Origin of the sequence: Mesorhizobium sp. B2-3-10 (assembly GCF_006442275.1) — a bacterium.
In the GTDB taxonomy this organism is placed as follows: domain Bacteria; phylum Pseudomonadota; class Alphaproteobacteria; order Rhizobiales; family Rhizobiaceae; genus Mesorhizobium; species Mesorhizobium australicum.
The window spans coordinates 320,943-340,912 of record NZ_VFVT01000003.1; the positions used below are offsets into that span (position 1 = coordinate 320,943).

A 19,970-nucleotide genomic window follows, 5' to 3' on the forward strand; every position below is an offset into this window, starting at 1 on the left:
ACTGCCTTGTTTCCAGGCGGGGTGTGGAACCAGCGGTCAGCCCGCAGCTTATCTACGCATATTTCGTGTGGAGCTTACATGCTGCAAAGAACCGGATCGTCGCGGAGCCGATTGGCCGACGGTGATAGCGTACCCAAGAATGGAGCACAGATTTCCGCCAGGGATGCCGCGCTGACCTATGTCAGCGATGCCGAGCCCGGCATCCGCCGGCTGAAGGCAGGCAAGGGATTCGCTTACAAGGCACCGGACGGGAAAGCGGTCTCCGATGCCGACAGAGCGCGCATCGCGGCGATCGTCATACCGCCGGCCTGGACCGATGTCTGGATTTCGCCCGATCCGAACGGGCATATCCAGGCGACCGGGAGGGATCAGCGGGGGCGCAAGCAGTATCGCTATCATCCGCAATGGGCCGAGGAGCGCGACGGCGCCAAATATTCGAGCCTCGTGGCTTTCGCCGAAAGCCTGCCGGACCTTCGGCGCAAGATCGACAGCGACCTGCGCCGTCACGGCCTGCCGCTCGAACGCGTCGCCGCCGCGGTGGTCTGGCTGCTCGACAACACGATGATCCGCGTCGGCAATGCCGCCTATGCTCGCGACAACAAGAGCTTCGGCCTGACGACATTGCGGGACCGGCATGTCGATATCAAGGGATCGAGCCTGCGCTTCGCCTTCAAGGGCAAGTCCGGCAAGGAATGGAAATTGAAGCTGGTTGACCGCCGGATCGCGGGGATCGTTCGGGGCGCGCAGGACCTGCCGGGCCAGAAACTGTTCCAGTATCTCGACGAGGACGGCAACAGACGCCCTGTCCGCTCCGACGACGTGAACCACTATATCCGCGAAGCGGTTGGCGACGCGTTCAGTTCGAAGCACTTCCGCACATGGGGTGGCACCATCCACGCCGCGTCGCTGTTTGCACAAACGGAACTGCCTGAGAGCCAGGCACAGCAAAAACGGGTGATGAACAACGTCATCGACAAGGTGGCCGAACGGCTGGGCAATACGCGCGCAGTCTGCCGCCAATGCTATATCCATCCGCAGGTCTTCAAGGCTTGGAGCGAAGGACGACTGCTTGCCGAAATGGCGGAAGCCAACAAGCGCAAGCGATCCATCGAAGGCCTCGATGAGGAGGAAGCGCTCGTGTTGAGATGGTTGAAGACGCAGGAGGACCGATCGGCGGCAATCGGCGGCCGCTGAATCCGCGGCGTCTCGATTTTTTTATCGACGCCATGTCGGCATCGGCCCTACTGTTTCGTCCTTTGCTACAGAAAGGACCGTCCATGCTCTACGCCATCCTCTGCTACGCCTCCGAAGATGTCGTCTGTTCCTGGAGCAAGGAACAGGACGACAAGGTCATGGCCGACCTGCTCGGCGTTCAGGAGAAGTATGCCAACGCCGGCCGGCTTGGGCCCGTGGCGCGGCTTTTGCCGACGACGGCGGCAACGACGCTGCGGAAAGTGAAAGGTGAATCGCTGGTCATCGACGGGCCGTTCGCCGAGACCAAGGAACAGTTCCTCGGTTTCTACACGCTCGATTGCGCCGACCTCGACGAGGCCGTCGAATTCGCTCGCGAGCTCTCCGAGGTCAACCCAAGCGGCGGTTCCTACGAAATCCGCCCGGTATCGGTGTTCCATCCGACGAGGGTTCCGGCATGACCGAACTCGCCTGGATAAGCTCCGCGATCAGCGCTGCCCGCCCACAGGCGATGGGCGCGCTGCTGCGCTATTTCCGCGATCTCGACACGGCGGAGGAAGCTTTCCAGGACGCCTGCCTCAAGGCGCTGAAGAACTGGCCGCAAAACGGGCCGCCTCGCGATCCGGCGGCCTGGTTGATCTTCGTCGGCCGCAACAGCGGCATCGACGCTGTGCGCAAGCGTGCCAAGCAGGCGCCGATGCCGGAAGAGGACCAGGTTTCCGATCTGGAGGACGCCGAAAGCGACATCGCCGAGCGGCTGGACGGAGCGCATTACCGCGACGACATATTGCGGCTGCTGTTCATCTGCTGTCACCCTGATTTGCCCGCAACGCAGCAGATCGCGGTGGCGCTGCGCGTCGTCTCCGGCCTCACCGTCAAGCAGATCGCGCGCGCCTTCCTGGTCGGCGAAAGCGCGATGGAGCAGCGCATCACCCGCGCCAAGGCGCGCATCGCGGACGCTGGCGTGCCGTTCGAGACGCCGGGCGCGGTCGAGCGCTCCGAGCGGCTCGCGGCGGTCGCGTCCATGGTCTACCTGATCTTCAACGAGGGCTATTCGACCAACAGCGGCGAGGCGCCGGCTCGCGCGCCCTTGTGCGAGGAAGCGATCCGACTTGCCCGGCTGCTGCTGCGGCTGTTCCAGACCGAGCCGGAGATCATGGGGCTGACGGCGCTGCTTCTGCTGCAGCACGCACGCGCACCGGCCCGTTTTGACGATGATGGCGAGATCGTGCTGCTCGAGGACCAGGATCGAAGCCTGTGGAGCCGCAAGATGATCGACGAAGGGCTGGCGCTCGTCGACAAGGCGCTGCGCCATCGCAAGCCAGGTCCCTATCAAGTCCAGGCGGCGATCGCAGCGCTCCACGCGCGGGCCGAGAAAGCCGAGGACACCGACTGGGTGGAGATCGACCTGCTCTACGGCCTGCTCGAGCAGATGCAGCCGTCGCCGGTCATCACGCTCAACCGTGCGGTCGCGGTCGCCAAGGTGCGCGGACCGGAGGCGGCGCTGGCGATGATCGAGCCGCTCGAGCCGAGGCTTTCGGGCTATTTCCATTTCTTCGGCCTCAAGGGCGGGCTGTTGATGCAACTCGACCGGGGCGAGGAGGCACGCATTGCCTTCGACCGCGCCATCGCGCTCGCCAATACGGCGGCGGAAGCTGCCCATATCCGCATGCATATCGACCGTCTGATCAAGGACGGCGCCGTACGCACGCCGGCGAAAAAGGCAAACTAAGCCCCTACGCCCGGTCGGCCCGAGCATCGCCTGGCTCAATCGTGCAGCCCGGGCTTGGACCATGCCGGGGTGGCGATTCTCCCCTGAAACAGGTAATGGCACGCCATGACAGCCCCTTCCAGCCGCGACGGCGCCGGGAAGGCATGGCGCAAGGCGTTGACCCGCGCCCTATGAGCGGCGGGATTCTGAAAGGGACAGAAATGACGATAGCGAAGGAAACGGCCGAGCTTCTGGCGAAACTGGGCGTGGCCAAGGAGGCGCTTGACGGCGGCGACCTGATCGTGCGCAGTCCGGTGACGGGTGAGCGGATCGCGGCGCTGAAGACGATCTCGCCGGCCGACGCGGCAAAGACCATCGATGCGGCCCACAAGGCGTTCCAGTCCTGGCGGCTGGTGCCGGGTCCCAAGCGCGGCGAACTGGTGCGGCTGCTGGGCGAGGAACTGCGCACGCACAAGGCCGAGCTTGGCCGGCTGGTGTCGATCGAGGTCGGCAAGATCCCGTCCGAAGGGCTCGGCGAAGTGCAGGAGATGATCGACATCTGCGATTTCGCCGTTGGTCTGTCCCGGCAATTGTACGGCCTGACCATCGCCACCGAGCGTCCGGGCCACCGCATGATGGAAACCTGGCATCCGCTTGGCGTCGTCGGTGTCATCTCCGCATTCAACTTCCCGGTCGCGGTGTGGTCGTGGAACGCAGCACTTGCGCTGGTTTGCGGCGATGCAGTGGTATGGAAGCCGTCGGAGAAGACGCCGCTGACCGCGCTTGCCTGCGAGGCGATCTTCAAGCGTGCGGTCAAGCGCTTCGGCACCGACGCACCGCAAGGACTGGCACCGGTTCTGATCGGCGACCGTGCGGTCGGCGAGATACTGGTCGACCATCCCAGGGTGCCGCTGGTTTCGGCCACCGGTTCGACTCGCATGGGCCGGGATGTCGGTCCGCGCCTGGCCAAGCGTTTCGCCCGCGCCGTGCTGGAACTGGGCGGCAACAATGCCGGCATCGTCTGCCCGACGGCCGATCTCGACATGGCGCTGCGCGCCATCGCCTTCGGCGCCATGGGCACCGCCGGCCAGCGCTGCACGACGCTGCGCCGCCTGTTCGTCCATGACAGCGTCTACGACGCCTTGGTGCCGCGGCTGAAGAAGGCTTATCAGAGCGTCTCGGTCGGCAATCCGCTGGAGACCTCGTCACTGGTCGGTCCGCTGATCGACAAGGCCGCCTTCGACGCCATGCAGAAGGCGCTGACGGAGGCGGCCGCGCATGGCGGCAAGGTGACTGGCGGCAGCCGGGTCGAGAACGGCCATCCCGATGCCTATTATGTGCACCCGGCGCTGGTCGAAATGCCGAAGCAGGTTGCACCGGTGACGGAAGAGACCTTCGCGCCGATCCTCTATGTGATGAAGTATTCCGATTTCGACGCCGTGCTCGACGAGCACAACGCGGTCGGCGCCGGCCTGTCGTCGTCGATCTTCACCCGCGACCTGCAGGAATCCGAGCGCTTCCTCGGTGTCGACGGTTCGGATTGCGGCATCGCTAACGTCAATATCGGTACTTCCGGCGCGGAGATCGGGGGCGCTTTCGGTGGCGAAAAGGAAACCGGCGGCGGCCGCGAGAGCGGTTCAGATGCGTGGAAAGCCTATATGCGGCGCGCCACCAACACCGTGAACTATTCCAAGGCGCTGCCGCTCGCCCAGGGCGTCTCGTTCGACATCGATTGAGAACGCCGGCCCGGTTCGGGTGTCGTTGCGCACCCGAACCGTTTGCGACCGGAGGTTGATTGCCGAGTGCAGTTATGCTACCATCTTCCGCATGGTGCCGACATGGGCCGATGACCCGCCGCAAGGCGGGTTTTTTGTTTCACGGTTCTTGTGTTTGGCTGGTTGTCGCCAACAGGCAGGTGACGCCGGCGACGCGGTTAAACCGCTCTACGGCATGTCGCGGCGAATAGGATTCGCCCGACCTGCTGTAAGCCCCTGATTTATGCAGGTCGTTGGCCCGGAGCCGGGTGCCATCCATTAAGTCCCTGTTTTTACGCGATTCCGGGCGGAAACATACCCTTCCTGGAAGCGCTTTGGAAACGGCCAAAAAGCACGCGCAGGTTGACAACCTTCCGGTTGCTGCAACATCCTGCCGATCTTTGACTCGGAGGTAGTTATGACTGTTTCGATCAACCGCCGCACCTTTTCCATGGGCACAGGAGCTTTGGCTTTGGCCGCCGCCGGCCTTTCGCCGGCGCACGCGCAGCAGGCTTTTTTCCGCATCGGCACGGGTGGAACGTCCGGCACTTACTATCCGGTGGGTGGCCTGATCGCCAACGCCATCTCGGCAACGGGGCCGGCCGGCGTCGAAGGCCTGGTCGCCACCGCCACGTCCTCCAACGGGTCGGTCGCCAACATCAGCGCCATCCAGTCGGGTGCATCCGAATCAGGGTTTACGCAATCCGATGTCGCCTACTGGGCATATTCGGGCACTGGCCTCTATGAGGGCAAGCCCAAGGCTGATGACCTGCGCCTCATCGCGACGCTCTATCCCGAAACGATCCATCTGGTCGCCCGAGCGGATGCTGGCATCAAGACGGTGGCGGACCTGAAGGGCAAGCGCGTTTCCCTCGACGAGCCGGGCTCAGGGACCATTGTCGACGCGCGCCTCGTGCTCGGCGCATACGGGCTGACGGAGAAAGATGTGCAGCCCGAATACCTCAAGCCCGGTCCGGCCGGCGAGCGGCTCCAGGATGGCGCCATGGACGCCTATTTCTTCGTCGGCGGCTATCCGACCGGCGCCATCGTCGAACTTGCCAGCACCAACAACATCACCCTGGTTCCAATCACCGGCCCCGAAGCCGACAAGCTCCTGTCCGAGCAGAAGTTCTTCTCCGCCGACACTGTGCCGGAAGGCACCTACAAGAATGTCGGCGAGACCAAGACCATATCCGTCGCCGCGCAATGGGTGACCAGCGCCAAGCAGACCGACGACCTCGTCTACAAGATCGTCAAATCGCTTTACAGCGACGCGACCCAGAAGGCGCTGCAGGCCGGCCATGCCAAGGGCAAGCTGATCACGCTCCAGAACGCGGTCACCAGCGCAGGCATTCCGTTTCATCCCGGTGCGGAGAAATTCTACAAGGAAGTCGGCGCCCTGAAGTAGGAGTCTAGCGCGTAGGACCGATGGACGACAGCGAGGCGGGAGGCGTGCTTTCCGCCTCTTTTGCCTGGAAACTCAGGACACGGAACCGGCCATGAGCGACGATGACAAAATCACGCTTTCCGCGATGGAGTTCGATGAGGAGAAAGCTCGCGAACTGGAGGAGAAATTCGACTCCGAAATCCGATTCCGGCCGTTGACCCAGGCCGCGGGCTGGCTGGTCGGCTTCCTCCTGGTGGCGCTGTCGCTGTTTCACTACTACACCGCCGGCTTCGGATTGCTGCAGGAGATGCTGCACCGAGGCATCCATCTGTCGATGGTGCTGGCGCTGATCTTCCTCGTCTTCCCGCTGGTGAAGAAGGGTTACGACCAGCCCGCGCAATCCAGCTTCCTGCGGCCGCTTGGCATACCGCTTTTCGACTGGCTGCTGGCGCTCGCCGCCGTGGTGGCCGTCCTGCACGTGCCGATGATCCCGCTCGACGATCTTGCCTTCCGCGTCGGCAACCCCACGACGCTCGATGTGGTGTTGGGCGTTATCCTGATCCTGCTCCTCCTGGAAGCGACGCGCCGCTCCGTCGGCATCCCACTGCCGATCATCGCGTGCATCTTCATGGCCTACGCACTGTTTGGGCGGTACATGCCGAGCGTTCTGGTGCACCCCGGCGCGTCCGTTTCCCAGCTTGTCGATCACCTCTATCTGACGACGCAGGGAATCTACGGCATCGCGCTCGGCGTCGTCGCCACCTACGTCTTCCATTTCGTGCTGTTCGGCGTCTTCGCAACCCGCATAGGCCTCGGCCAGCTCTTCCTCGACTGTGCCGCCTGGGTCGCCGGCCGCTACGCCGGCGGTCCCGCCAAGGTATCGATCTTCGGCTCGGCATTGTTCGGCATGATCTCCGGCTCGTCGGTCGCCAACACCGTCACCGTCGGCTCGCTGACCATCCCGGCGATGATCAAGCTCGGCTACAAGAAACATTTCGCCGCGGCGGTGGAGGCGGCGTCCTCGACCGGCGGTCAGGTCACGCCGCCGATCATGGGCGCGGCCGCCTTCCTGATGATCGAATTCCTCGAACTGCCCTACACGACCATCATTCTGGCCGCCATCGTGCCTGCCTTCATGCATTTCTTCGGCGTGTTCATGCAGGTGCATTTCGAGGCCAAGCGCACCGGCCTCCGAGGGCTCAGGCCGGACGAGATGCCCGACGTCGTCGAGGCGCTGAAGCGGGACTGGCCGACGATCATCCCGCTCGTCGTCCTCATCGGCGTCCTGCTCTCGGGCTACACGCCCTACATGGCCGCCTTCTGGGGCATCACGCTCTGCATCGCCGTCGGCTTGCTCAATCCGCGCCGTCGCATGTCGGTTGCCGACATCGCAGTATGCCTGCGCGACGGCGCCAAATATGCGCTCGCCGTCGGTGCCGCGGCCGCCACCGTCGGCATCGTCGTCGGCGTCGTCACCCTGACCGGCGTCGGCTTCAAGCTATCCTACATCGTCACCTCGACGGCAGGCCAGTTGTCGCTCCTGTTCGGCACCTTCATCCCCGAGTCGATCTTCTCGGCTCAGGGCCTGACGCTGCTGTTCACCCTGCTCATGACCGGCGTGGTCTGCATCCTGATGGGCTGCGGCATCCCGACGACGGCCAACTACATCATCATGGTGACCATCGCGGCACCCGCGCTGGTCATGCTGGGCACCGAACCGATCGTCGCCCACTTCTTCGTCTTCTATTACGGCCTGCTGGCCGACATCACGCCACCGGTGGCGCTGGCCGCCTATGCGGCCGCCGGCATGGCGGGGGCGGACCCGTTCAAGACAGGCAACACCGCCTTCCGGTTAGGGTTGGGCAAGGCGCTGGTTCCTTTCGTGTTCGTCTTCTCGCCGTCCCTGCTGCTGGTGACAAAGGACTTCACCTGGCCGAATTTCTTCCTGGCCTTTGGCGGCTGCGTGCTTGGTATCACCTGCCTCGGGGCCGCCCTGTCGCGCTATCTGCTGGTGCGAACGCGCCCATGGGAGAACGTGCTCCTGGTATTTGCCGCCCTGCTGCTGGTGGCGCCCGAGCTCTATTCCTCGCTGCTCGGCCTGGCGCTCGTCGTTCCCGTCGTGCTGCGCCATTGGAGCGCACGCCATACCGACGAGGCGCAACCAGTCTGACCGGCGCCGCGCCCGCGCGATCGACGCTTTAAATAAGCCTGCATCACCTTCACAAGCTAGGAGGTGACGGGACTCGGCGGTCGGTGGAAAAACACGCTGCAAAGGCGCTGTCGACGACGGCCAGCTTGGCGGCCTGGACGATCATGTATTCCTCGTAGAATCCGTGCGACACCCACATCACCGAATTGCCGCGCTGACCAAGCCAGCCAATGCTGCCGAGTTCCTCCGCCGTGCGCAGTTTACGGCTGAGATGGGTCCGCGACAGCTTGAGCCATTTGGCGAAGTCGCCGATCGAAACCACGCCGGTCGGAATTCGCTCCAGCCCGGCATGGTCGGGGTTGATGCCCGACATCAGCCAGTCCATGACGATGCCGCCATTGTTGAGCCAGATGAACAGGGAAAAGGTCTGGTTGGGTTCGCGCACCGGCTTTGAGGCTAGCAAGCCGTCAGCCACCAGCGGCTGCAGCGTGGCAAGCATGTCGGGCCGCTCCAGGAACCTGGCCAGCCGGTTGCCGCCATCGATATGGTCGAGCGTGCGCAGATGGGCTGTTACCCAGCCGGTGAATCGCTCAATCGTCGCCGCCGTCGGTTGCAGGGGATGCGTGCGGCCGTCCCCACCCGCCACATACTCGGCGATGTTGTAGTGCAGCATCTCCTTGATGAAGGCGTCCGCCGTGTTGCGGCTGGCCACGGCGTTCTTGTGCACGACCTCGATGAAACGCGATACGGTCAGGTCCTTGCGGCGGTCGTTCGGGTCGCGCCTGAAGTGCATGGCAAGGCCGACATGGCCCAACAGCCAGCGCTGCTGCGTGGCAAAGATCGAAGCCAGCCGCGGGCTTTCCTCATAGATGCGGATCAGGGACTGCGACTGTTCCTGAACGTAGCGGTGCAAGGCTGGATGGCCGGCTATGTCTTGCAGATTCAGCGATGATCTCCCGATGCCTTGAATCAACTCGCATGGCGAGATTGCGTTCCCCATTTTCCAGTCTTCGACATCCGTGTCCAGACGTACCAACTACGAAGAACAGGGCCAGCCGAGACACAGATCCACGGCAACGGTGATGCGTCATTTCGCTGACTGCTTGCTGTGGCTTTAGAACCCCTTCCCGTAATCGTTAGCCGAGCGGCGAGATCCAGCCGCAGGGTGGCGCAACGGTCGTCAAGGGCGTTTCCAGTTACTGGTTCATGGCGGCATCTTTCACCTCCATCAACCCACATGGCCGAACCCCAGCGAAGTCGAATTAACAGTTGGACAGGTTCGGCGCGGCCTTGCCGCGCAACGCATTGTCTTTCATTCGGCCGCCTGCACCCGACCGTTTGTTATGATGGCGCGAATCTCCGACCGGCAGGAACCGCAATTGGTGCCTGCCTTCAGCGTGGCGCCGATGGCTTCGACACTGTTGCAGCCGGCCGCCACGGCCGCGGTAATCTGGTTCACCCCGATGTTGAAACAGGAACAGACGGTCGCGCCGGCATCGGGCCGCTCGGCACCGGCACGGCCGGCGACGATCCTGAAGCGTTCGCGCTGGCTGGCGTGGACCTCGCCGAGCTGCTCGGCGGCCCAGCCGCGCGACACCGCGACCGGACCGGGTGCGATGAACAAGGCACCCGCCAGATGCTCGCCTTGGAAGGCGGCGATGCGGTGCTGGCCGGCCTCGCGGTCGTGATAGGCGAGCATTTCGGCATCCGCGGCATCGAAGAGAGAGCCGGCGAAGGCCGTCCAGTCGATATCGTCATTGGCAAAGGCCAGTTCGACCCGCCAGCCGCCCCGGCATCTGGCGGTCGCCCAGTAGTCGGCGGCCATCGTCACGGGCCTTTTGCGTGTCACGGCAAAGCCAAAGGCCCCAGCGGTGAATTTCTCGATGCGAGCGGCGACATGCTTTAGCGCCGGCTGCCCCGACACGGGATCGGTAAGCGATGCCGTGAGCGTGTCGAGCCGGCCCCTGGCGGCGAACTGGTCGGTCCAGTGCATCGGCGCGAACAGGCTGCCCGGGCGCTGGCGCGTGGTCACCAGCACGCGGACCAGCACATCGCCGCGCGGAGTAGAGACGCGCGCGATGTCAGCGTCGCCAATGCCGTAAAGCTGCGCATCCTCGGGGTGGATTTCGACGAAGGGCTCGGCGATGTGCTGGGACAGGCGCGGGCTTTTGCCGGTACGCGTCATGGTGTGCCAATGGTCGCGGATCCGGCCGGTGTTGAGGACGAGCGGGAAGGCGGCGGTGATGCGGGTCTCGACGGTTGGGCGCAGAGCGATGAAGCGGGCCTTGCGGTCGGGCGTGTAGAAGTTGCCGTCGGCGAAGAAACGGGTTGGTTGGCGTTCAATCGAAGTGGCCCCCTCTGGCCGAGTTCCAGCCTGAGCACCCCCTTCTGATTGAAGCTGAGCTTGAGCACCCCCCTCTGGCCTGCCGGCAGGCCAGAGGGGGGGGCCTGGGCTCGGCGCCGGCCAATGGAACGGAGCCAATCCTTCGTAATCCTCAACATCGATCGCAGCATAAGCGCTGATGTCGAAATCCCGCTCGCCATCATTTTCGAACCCCGACAGCGCGGCGTGCTCGGCAAAGATCCCCGCCGGGCTCTCATGCGCAAACGCCTCGCCAAAGCCCATCCGCCTTGCGACTTCCGCAATGATCCACCAGTCGGGCCGCGCCTCGCCGGGGGCGGCCAAAAACGGCCTCTGGCGCGAGATGCGGCGCTCGGAATTGGTGACGGTGCCGTCCTTCTCGCCCCAGGCCGTGGCCGGCAGCCGGACATGGGCGTGGCGGACCGTGTCGGTCTCGGCCAGCACGTCCGACACCACGACGAAGGGGCAGGCCTTGATCGCAGCCTCGACTGCCCCTGCATCCGGCATGGAATCGACCGGGTTGGTGGCCATGATCCACAACGCCTTGATGCGCCCATCGGCCACCGCCTTGAACATCTCGACCGCCTTGAGACCGGGCTCCCCGGCAATCGCCGGCGCCTTCCAGAAGCGCTGCAAGCGTTCGCGATGCCCGGGGTTTTCGATATCCATGTGGGCGGCGAGCATGTTGGCCATGCCGCCGACCTCGCGGCCGCCCATGGCGTTGGGCTGGCCGGTGACCGAGAAAGGGCCGGCGCCCGCTTTTCCGATGCGGCCGGTGGCGAGATGGCAGTTGATGATGGCGTTGACCTTGTCGGTGCCCTGGGACGACTGGTTGACGCCCTGGCTGTAGACGGTGACGGTCTTTTCCGTCCTGGCGAACAAGCTGTAGAAACGGCTAAGTTGGTCTTCGCTGAGGCCCGTGGCGGCAGCGACGCCGGCAAGGTCGAGCGTCGAGGCGGCGAACAGGGCTTGTCCGAATCCGGCCGTATGCGCCGTGATATAGGCACGGTCGAGCGCATTGTGCTGGCCGAGCCAGGCGAGCAGGCCGGTGAACAGGGCGACGTCGCCATCCGGCGCGATCGCCAGATGCATGTCTGCGATGTCAGATGTCATGGTACGGCGCGGGTCGACCAGCACGATCTTCATCTCCGGCCGCTTTTCCCGGGCAGCCGCGATGCGCTGATAGAGCACGGGATGGCACCAGGCGAGATTGGAGCCGACCAGCACGATCAGGTCGGCCAGTTCCAGATCCTCGTAGGTTCCCGGCACGGTGTCCGAACCAAACGCGCGGCGATGGCCGGCGACCGACGAAGCCATGCAGAGCCGCGAATTGGTGTCGATGTTGGCCGAACCGACGAACCCCTTCATCAGCTTGTTGGCGAGATAGTAATCCTCGGTCAGCAACTGGCCGGAGACGTAGAAGGCGACCGCGTCGGGGCCATGTTCGGCGATGGTGTGCCGGAAGGTCGAGGCGACGAGGTCGAGCGCCTCGTTCCAGCCGGCCGGGCGGTCGTGGATTTGTGGATGGAGCAGCCGGCCGTCGAGGTCGATCGTCTCGGCCAGTGCGGAGCCCTTGGAACAGAGCCGGCCGAAATTCGCGGGATGATCGGGATCGCCGCGGACAGACACCTGCCCGTCCGCGGCGATCTTCGCCAGCACGCCGCAGCCGACCCCGCAATAGGGGCAGGTGGTCCTCACCTCGCGCGCTGCGTCAATCTCCATGGTTCAGGCCGCCCGGCTGGCCAGCGCTTCCAGCGCGACGAACAGGTGCTCGCCCTCCCGCTTCACGGGAATCGTGCGCACGGCGCCTTCGTCGGCGCCAAGCGCCTTGCCTGTCTCAAGCGAGATGACCCAATTGTGCAGAGGGCACGTCACGGCCGCGCCATGGACAATGCCCTGGCTCAGCGGTCCGCCCCTGTGCGGGCAATGGTCGTCAATAGCGAAAACCTGATCCTCGGCGGTGCGAAAGACAGCGATCTTGCCTTGCGGGGTGGCGACACAGCGCGCGCCACGGCGGGGAATGTCGGAGAGGGTGCCGATCGATGTCCAGGTCATAGGTGTGCCTTTGCTTGATAGGATTGCGCCAAGGCGCCCCCCTCTGTCCTGCCGGACATCTCCCCCGCAAGGGGGGAGATTGGCAGCTTGAGCGCAGGCGCATTTTCTTCAGCGCTGGAGATTGGCGAAAGCAGATATGACATCCGATCTCCCCCCTTGCGGGGGAGATGGCCGGTAGGCCAGAGGGGGGTGCCTCGCGCAAACATCTCCATCACTCCGCCGCCTGCGCAAATCCTACCGAAGCCATCGGCCGAAACTCGTGCTTGTCCTTGCCGGACACGCGCTCGGACCATGGATCGACCTGGGCGAACTTCTGCGAAAAGATGAAGCGGTCGTAATAGGCCTTGCGCTTCTCGCCATCGTCCATGATCTGGCGCTTGATCTCGGCGATGCCGATGCGCTTGGCCCATTTGTAGATGCGTTCGAGATAGCGGCCCTGCTCGCGATACATCTGCGTCAGCGCCACGATATGCTCCAACGCCTCGTCCTCGGTCCTGACCAGGCCGAGCACTTCCGTGCCCTTGATGTCGAGCCCGGCGGCGCCGGCGAAATGGATCTCGTAACCGCTATCGACGCAGATGACGCCGACGTCCTTGCAGGTCGCCTCGGCGCAATTCCTCGGGCAGCCCGACACCGCCATCTTGACCTTGGCCGGCGTCCACGAGCCCCACATGAACTTCTCGATGCGGATGCCGAGACCTGTCGAATCCTGCGTGCCGAAGCGGCACCAGTCCGAGCCGACGCAGGTCTTCACCGTGCGCAGGCCCTTGGCATAGGCATGGCCCGAGACGAAGCCGGCCTGGCCGAGATCGGCCCACACCGCCGGCAGGTCCTCCTTGCGGATGCCCAGCATGTCGATGCGCTGGCCGCCGGTGACCTTGACCATCGGAATTTCGAATTTGTCGACGACGTCGGCGATGGCGCGCAGTTCTGCCGCATTGGTGACGCCGCCCCACATGCGCGGCACCACCGAATAGGTGCCGTCCTTCTGGATGTTGGCGTGGACGCGCTCGTTGATGAAGCGCGACTGGTAGTCGTCGGCATACTCGTCCGGCCAGTCGCAGACGAGATAGTAGTTAAGGGCCGGCCGGCATTTGGCGCAGCCGCAGGAGGTCTTCCACTCCAGCTCCTGCATGACCGCCGGAATGGTCTTCAGTCCCTTGGCCTTGATCAGCCTGCGCACGTCGTCATGGCCGAAAACGGTGCAGGAGCACATGGGCTGCACGGCGGCCGGGTTGTAGGTGTCGCCAAGGGTCAGCACCATCAGCTTTTCGACCAGCCCGGTGCAGGAGCCGCAAGACGCCGACGCCTTGGTGTGGGCGCGCACGTCGTCGAGCGAAGTCAGGCCCTTGCCCGTGATCGCGCCCGTGATCTTGCCCTTGCAGACGCCGTTGCAGCCGCAGATTTCCGCATCATCCGGCAAGGCTGCAACGGCCGCCATAGGGTCCAGCGGGGCACCCCCCTGGTAGGACTGGCCGAAGATCAACGTATCGCGCATCTGCGATATGTCGGTCTGTTTCTTCTTCAGGTCGTTGAACCAGGCGCCGTCCGATGTCTCGCCATAGAGCACGGTGCCGATGATGCGGTCATCCCTGAGCACCAGCCGCTTGTAGACGCCGGCCGAGGCGTCGCGCAGCACGATTTCCTGGCGGTCGTCGCCATCGGCGAAGTCGCCGAGCGAGAAGAGGTCGATGCCGGTGACTTTCAGCTTGGTCGGCGTGTCCATGTGGACGAAGGCGGCGGTCTCGTCGCCGGCAAGCTGATGAGCGGCGACACGCGCCATCTCATAGAGCGGCGCCACCAGCCCGTAGACCATGCCGCCCACCTCGGCGCATTCGCCGAGTGCGTAGATATCCGGGTCGTTGCTGCGCATCCCGGCATCGACGACGATGCCGCGGTTGACGGCAATGCCTGCATCCTTGGCAAGAGTGGCGTTCGGCCTGATGCCCACCGCCATGACGACCAGCGTCCCCGGGATGATTGTGCCGTCGGCGAGTTCCACCCGCTCGACCTTGCCATTGCCGGTGATTGCCTGCGTGTTGGCCTTGGTGACGACCTTGATGCCGCGCTGCTCCACCGCGCGCTGCAGGAGGTAGCCGGCGGCCGGATCGAGCTGGCGCTCCATCAGCGTCGGCATGACGTGCAGCACGGTGACATCCATGCCTTGCGCGTTGAGGCCGGCCGCCGCCTCCAATCCGAGCAGGCCGCCGCCGATGACGACGGCCTTGGCGCGCGACTGGGCGGCGAGCATCATCGCCTGAACGTCGTCGAGATCGCGATAGGTCAGCACGCCCGGCAGATTGTGGCCGGGCACCGGGATGATGAACGGCACCGAGCCGGTGGCGATGACAAGCTTGTCGTAAGGCTCGGTGACGCCGTGGTCGGAGGTGACGGTCTTCGCTTGCCGGTCGATGGCCATGATCTTGTGGCCCTTGTAGAGGGTGATGTCATTGGCGATGTACCAGCCGTCGCCATGGATGATGATTTCCTCATAGGCCTTCTCGCCGGAGAGCACCGGCGACAGCATGATGCGGTCGTAATTGACCCTAGGCTCGGCGTTGAAGATGGTGACGGCGTAGCGGCCCGGCGCCTGTTCCAGCAGATGCTCCAGCATGCGCCCGGGCGCCATGCCATTGCCGATGATGACGAGTTTTTCGGTCATTGCGTTACTCCGCGGCTTCGACGAAGCGGTGGCGTTCGTAGAGGAACTTCAGCACCGCCTCGCGGCAACGCAGGAAGGTCCGGTCGGAGGCAAGTTCGATGCGTCGGCGCGGCCGCGCCAGCGGCACGGGCAGCACCTCGCCGACGGTCGCCGCCGGGCCGTTGGTCATCATGACGATGCGGTCGGACAGCAGCACCGCCTCGTCGACGTCATGGGTGATCATGATCGTCGTCGAACCCAGCCTGGAATGGATGTCCATCACAGCGTCCTGCAGATGGGCGCGGGTCAAGGCGTCGAGCGCGCCGAACGGCTCGTCGAGCAGCAGGATCTTGGGTTCCATGGCAAGCGCCCTGGCAATGCCGACGCGCTGTTTCATGCCGCCGGAGATTTCGGCCGGCCGCTTGTCGCTCGCATGCGCCATCTGCACGAGGTCGAGATTGCGCATGATCCAGTCATGCCGCTCGGCCTTGCTCTTCGAGCGGCCGAAGACTTTCGACACCGCCAGATTGATGTTCTCGTAGACGGTCAGCCACGGCAGCAGCGAGTGGTTCTGGAACACAACGGCGCGCTCGGGGCCGGGGCTGTCGACCTCCTTGTCCTCCAGCAACACCGCGCCGGCGGAAACCTTGGTCAAGCCGGCGATCAGGTTGAGCAAGGTCGACTTGCCGCAACCGGAATGGCCGATGATGGAGACGAATTCGCCCTTGTCGATGGTCAGCCGGATGTCCCTCAGCACATCGCTTACCTGGCTGCCACGAGCGAAGGATTTGTCGATATGGTCGAGCTTGAGATAGGCGGTCATGGCGCTCTCCTCACTTTGCCGTCGTGCCGCGGGTGACAAAGGCGCCGACCGCCGCGACCAGGCGGTCGAGGCAGAAGCCGGTGACGCCGATATAGGCGAGCGCGACGATGATGTCGGGCAGCCGTGACGAATTCCACGCGTCCCAGATGAAGAAGCCGATGCCGACGCCGCCGGTCAGCATTTCGGCCGCGACGATGGCGAGCCAGGACAGGCCGATGCCGATGCGCAGGCCGGTGAAGATGTAAGGCGCAGCGGCCGGCACCATGATCTTGATGAAGAATTCGAGTTGGTTCAGCCGCAGGATGCGGGCGACATTGCGATAGTCCTGCGGGATGTTGCGCACGCCGACGGCGGTGTTGATGATGACCGGCCAGATAGAAGTGATGAAGATCACGAACAGAGCCGACGGGTTGGAGTCGCGGAAGGCGGCGAGCGACAGCGGCAGCCAGGCGAGCGGCGGCACGGTGCGCAGGATCTGGAACACTGGATCGAGGCCGCGCATCGCCCAGATCGACTGGCCTACCAGCGCGCCGAGCGCCACACCGACGACCGCCGCCATGCCGAAGCCGATGGCGACGCGCTGCAGCGAGATCAGCACCCGCCAGGCAAGACCGATATCCTGCGGGCCGTTGTCGAAGAATGGATGCGCGATCAGGTCATAGGCCTCGTTCCACACCTGGCTCGGCGGCGGCAGGCTTGCCGTCGGCGACGAGCAGGCGACCTGCCAGACGACAAGCAGGAGGGCGATGACGATGGCGGGCGGGACGAGAGCGCTGGCCACCCTGGTGGCGACCGCCACCGGATCGATACGGCGCCGCGCTTTGGCGGTGAAGGCGACCACCTCGGCTGGCTTGGCCGGGAATGCTTTCACCTTGGTGTCCTCGACGGCTTGGATGGACATGTCCTAGGGATACTCCGTGGCGTGCTGGTGCGGTACTGAGCGCCAAACGGCGATGGCGCCGTTTGCGTTGGGGCACAAACGGCCTGACTAAGCCGATGCCTTGATGGTCAGGCTGTCGAGATAGGCCGAGGGGTTGGCCGGATCGAAAGTCTTGCCGTCGAAGAAGGTCTCGACGCCGCGCGAGGACGAGGCTGGGATGTCGCTCGCGGCGACACCGAGTTCCTTGGCCGCCTCCCGCCAGATATCCTCGCGGTTGACCTGGTCGACCAGCGCCTTGATGTCGGTGGTCGGCGCGAACTTGCCCCAGCGGATGTTTTCGGCGAGGAACCAGCTGTCGTGGCTCTTGAACGGGTAGGAGACGCCGCCCTTCCAGAATTTCATGTAGAGGTCGGTGGCGCTGGCGACCCGGCCATTGCCGTAGTTGATGTCGCCCTTGAGGCGGCCGATAATGTCGGCGACGGGCACATTCATCCATTGCCGCTTGCCGATGATGGCGGCCATCTCGTCCTTGTTTTCCTTGGCATCGCACCATTGCTGTGCCGCCATCACCGCCATGACGATCGCCTTGGTGGCGTTGGGATATTTTTCTATGAAGGCGGCGCGCAGGCCGAGCGCCTTTTCCGGATGGCCCTTCCAGAGTTCGCCCGTCGTGGCGGCGGTGAAGCCGATGCCCTGGTGGACAAGCTGTTCGTTCCACGGCTCGCCGACGCAGAACACGTCCATATTGCCGACCTTCATGTTGGCCACCATCTGCGGCGGCGGCACGACGATGGTCGAGACATCCTTGTCCGGGTTGATGCCGCCGGCGGCCAGCCAGTAGCGCAGCCACAGATCATGGGTGCCGCCCGGGAAGGTCATGGCGGCCTTGACCTCCTTGCCTTCGGCCTTCTTGGCGGCGAAGGCGTCCTTCAGCTTGGCGGCATCGAGGCCAACGCCGGTCGCGGCATATTCCTGTGCGACCGAAATGCCCTGGCAGTCGTAGTTGAGGCGGGCGACGATCGCCATCGGCAGCGGCTGGTTGTTCTGCGTCACCTTGCCGGTGTGCATGAGGTAAGGCATCGGCGTCAGGATGTGGGCGCCGTCGATGCCGTTGGCTTCGCCGCCGAGCATCAGATTGTCCCGCGTCGCGCCCCAGGAGGCCTGCTTGAGCACCTCGACATCAGGCATGCCGAATTTCGCGAACAGGCCCTTCTCCTTGGCGATGATCAGGGGCGCGGCATCGGTCAGCGCAATGAAGCCGAGCTTGGCGCCGGTTACTTCGGGACCTTTGCCTTCGGCATGAGCGCCGGCGGGAAACAATGTCTTTGCGGCGAGGAACAGTCCTGCCGTCAGCGCGCTGCTGGCCAGAAAATCGCGGCGGGTGAAATCCTTGAGGGACGTGCCAGTTCCGATCCGTTTCGTCATCGTCGTCTCCGGTTGGGCGCGTTGGAAGCGCCGTCGATTGCGTGTTCGGCCAAAAACAAAAAAGCCGCCGGCCAGGCTTCGCGCATCCCTGGGGGGATTGCGCAGTGACCTGAGCGGCAGCTTTGCCTATGGCGCCCGCCATTGGACGCCTGTTCCATTGCCCGTGAAGGGCTCGTTTATTTCAAAGCAGGAACCGTGCCAGTTTACCTCTGGAAGGAAATTGCAAATGGATTCAAGGCGATCGGAGTATTATGCGGCGACCCGATCCGTCGCGATTGAGGTCAAACATTGGTCAGCTCACCTTTCGAGCGCATAATTTTTGTGCAATGCACAAGCATGGCGCTAAAATGATCAGATTTCCCCGATGGCTGATTTTTGCCTCTCGATATAGGCGTCGATCTCGTCTGGATCGAAGATCTGGCCATCGAAGAAACCGTCCGGTCCGAGCATGAGGCCGGCTCCCGTCGCGCCTACCGCGGTCGCGGCCTTGAGCGCGCCTTCGACCTTGGCATTGGCGCCGGGCAGCGCCACCCCGAGTGGCTTCAGTGCCGAGCGGTAGAGATCTGGGCGGTAGCAGTCGCGGGCGATGGCGAGATTGTCGGGCGTGTGCGCGACGTGGCCCCAGCGGACCATCTGCGTGTAGAACCACAGCGAATGGCTTTTCCAGGGAAAGTTGGCGGCCTTGTCGAACGGCACGAAGAAGTCGTCGATGTCCAGCTCGGCCCCGCCGCCCAGCCGGAGATGGCCGGTCAGGATCGGCATCTGGACCGCCGGCGGCAGGCCAAGGAAGCCACGTTGCGCCATCACCGCGGCCAATTCGTCACGGTTCGCCGGATCCTGGCACCAGCGCGCCGAGTGATGCAATGCGCGCAAGAGGGCCGCCAGCGCCTCTGGGACCTGTTCGGCCCAGGCCTTGCGCACGCCAATCACCTTCTCCGGGCTGTTGCGCCATATCCGTGCCTTGACGGTGACGATATGGCCGGTGCCGGCCGCCACCGCGGCGCTGTTCCAGGGCTCGCCGACGCAATAGCCGTCGATGCGGCCGGCGGCCAGCGCGTCGGCCATGAAGGGCGGCGGCACGATGACGATCTCGATCTCGCGCGATGGATCGACGCCGCAGGCGGCAAGCCAGTAACGCAGTTCGTAATTGTGCCCGGAATGCGGATGCACGACGGCGAAACGCAGCGGGTCGCGGCCGGCGTCGGCCCGCTCGCGGATGAAGGCGCCAAGTGCCGCGCCGGCACGGGCCGGATCGAGATCGGGTGCCGCACCGTGCGCCGCCATGCCGGCCCAGACGGCGTTGGAGATGGTGACGCAGTTGCCGCCGAGCCCCAGCGAAAAGGGCACGATGGTCTCGGAGGCGAGCGGAGTGAGGCCCAGATTGCAGGCGAGCGGCATCGGTCCGAGCATGTGCGCGAGGTCGAAATGGCCGATGGCGATGCGGTCGCGGATGTTGGCCCAGGAGGTCTCGCGGTGCAGGGTGAGATCGATGCCTTCGCGCGCAGCAAAGCCCAGTTCGCCGGCCGCGACCAGCACGGCGCTATCGAAAAGCGGCATGAAGCCGGCGGTGATCTGGTGCTCGGCGCCCATGC

The 19,970-nt window shown here is 64.4% G+C and carries 14 protein-coding genes; 6 read left to right on the plus strand and 8 right to left on the minus strand.

The features are described 5' to 3' along the window. Window positions 1-78: 78 nt before the first annotated feature. The 6 genes from FJ943_RS11210 to FJ943_RS11235 all read left to right on the plus strand — a co-directional run bounded on the left by FJ943_RS11210 (window position 79) and on the right by FJ943_RS11235 (window position 8,213). Entirely contained in the window at window positions 79-1,194 is a 1,116-nt protein-coding gene (locus FJ943_RS11210) for a DNA topoisomerase IB (RefSeq protein ID WP_015315945.1), read from the plus strand. 83 nt (window positions 1,195-1,277) lie between these two features. Next, window positions 1,278-1,652 carry a YciI family protein gene (locus tag FJ943_RS11215; protein ID WP_015315946.1) on the plus strand — a complete coding sequence of 125 codons (375 nt, stop codon included), beginning with the start codon at window positions 1,278-1,280 and terminating at the stop codon, window positions 1,650-1,652. Beyond that, the gene (locus FJ943_RS11220; RefSeq protein WP_015315947.1) at window positions 1,649-2,923 is read left to right on the plus strand and encodes an RNA polymerase sigma factor; all 1,275 of its coding nucleotides are present in this window, start codon (window positions 1,649-1,651) and stop codon (window positions 2,921-2,923) included. Before FJ943_RS11215 ends, FJ943_RS11220 begins: the two co-directional genes overlap by 4 nt. A 200-nt stretch (window positions 2,924-3,123) precedes the next feature. Next, the gene (locus tag FJ943_RS11225; RefSeq protein WP_015315948.1) at window positions 3,124-4,638 is read left to right on the plus strand and encodes an aldehyde dehydrogenase family protein; all 1,515 of its coding nucleotides are present in this window, start codon (window positions 3,124-3,126) and stop codon (window positions 4,636-4,638) included. A 436-nt stretch (window positions 4,639-5,074) separates the two neighbouring features. After that, the gene (locus FJ943_RS11230; RefSeq protein WP_140721502.1) at window positions 5,075-6,064 is read left to right on the plus strand and encodes a TAXI family TRAP transporter solute-binding subunit; all 990 of its coding nucleotides are present in this window, start codon (window positions 5,075-5,077) and stop codon (window positions 6,062-6,064) included. A gap of 91 nt (window positions 6,065-6,155) precedes the next feature. Continuing rightward, window positions 6,156-8,213: a TRAP transporter permease gene (locus FJ943_RS11235; protein ID WP_140721505.1), complete on the plus strand. Its 2,058-nt coding sequence runs from the start codon at window positions 6,156-6,158 to the stop codon at window positions 8,211-8,213. 49 nt (window positions 8,214-8,262) lie between these two features. Here the strand turns inward: FJ943_RS11235 and FJ943_RS11240 are convergent, their stop codons facing one another. The 8 genes from FJ943_RS11240 to FJ943_RS11275 form a co-directional block, all read right to left on the minus strand. Continuing rightward, window positions 8,263-9,192 carry a hypothetical protein gene (locus FJ943_RS11240; RefSeq protein WP_140713509.1) on the minus strand — a complete coding sequence of 310 codons (930 nt, stop codon included), beginning with the start codon at window positions 9,190-9,192 and terminating at the stop codon, window positions 8,263-8,265. Between the two features lie 312 nt (window positions 9,193-9,504). Then, window positions 9,505-12,276, minus strand: coding sequence for a nitrate reductase (locus tag FJ943_RS11245; protein ID WP_140721508.1), 2,772 nt, complete (start codon window positions 12,274-12,276; stop codon window positions 9,505-9,507). Window positions 12,277-12,279: 3 nt separating this feature from the next. Beyond that, window positions 12,280-12,609 carry a nitrite reductase small subunit NirD gene (gene nirD, locus FJ943_RS11250; protein WP_140661842.1) on the minus strand — a complete coding sequence of 110 codons (330 nt, stop codon included), beginning with the start codon at window positions 12,607-12,609 and terminating at the stop codon, window positions 12,280-12,282. Window positions 12,610-12,820: 211 nt separating this feature from the next. Then, window positions 12,821-15,271: a nitrite reductase large subunit NirB gene (gene nirB, locus FJ943_RS11255; protein ID WP_140721511.1), complete on the minus strand. Its 2,451-nt coding sequence runs from the start codon at window positions 15,269-15,271 to the stop codon at window positions 12,821-12,823. Window positions 15,272-15,275: 4 nt separating this feature from the next. Further along, window positions 15,276-16,073: an ABC transporter ATP-binding protein gene (locus tag FJ943_RS11260; RefSeq protein ID WP_015315955.1), complete on the minus strand. Its 798-nt coding sequence runs from the start codon at window positions 16,071-16,073 to the stop codon at window positions 15,276-15,278. Window positions 16,074-16,083: 10 nt separating this feature from the next. Next, entirely contained in the window at window positions 16,084-16,974 is an 891-nt protein-coding gene (ntrB, locus tag FJ943_RS11265; protein WP_140713515.1) for a nitrate ABC transporter permease, read from the minus strand. Between the two features lie 87 nt (window positions 16,975-17,061). Beyond that, window positions 17,062-18,378, minus strand: coding sequence for a CmpA/NrtA family ABC transporter substrate-binding protein (locus tag FJ943_RS11270; protein WP_140721514.1), 1,317 nt, complete (start codon window positions 18,376-18,378; stop codon window positions 17,062-17,064). A 351-nt stretch (window positions 18,379-18,729) separates the two neighbouring features. Next, complete coding sequence (locus tag FJ943_RS11275) at window positions 18,730-19,968, minus strand: CmpA/NrtA family ABC transporter substrate-binding protein (RefSeq protein WP_181174544.1); 1,239 nt, start codon at window positions 19,966-19,968, stop codon at window positions 18,730-18,732. Window positions 19,969-19,970: the final 2 nt, after the last annotated feature.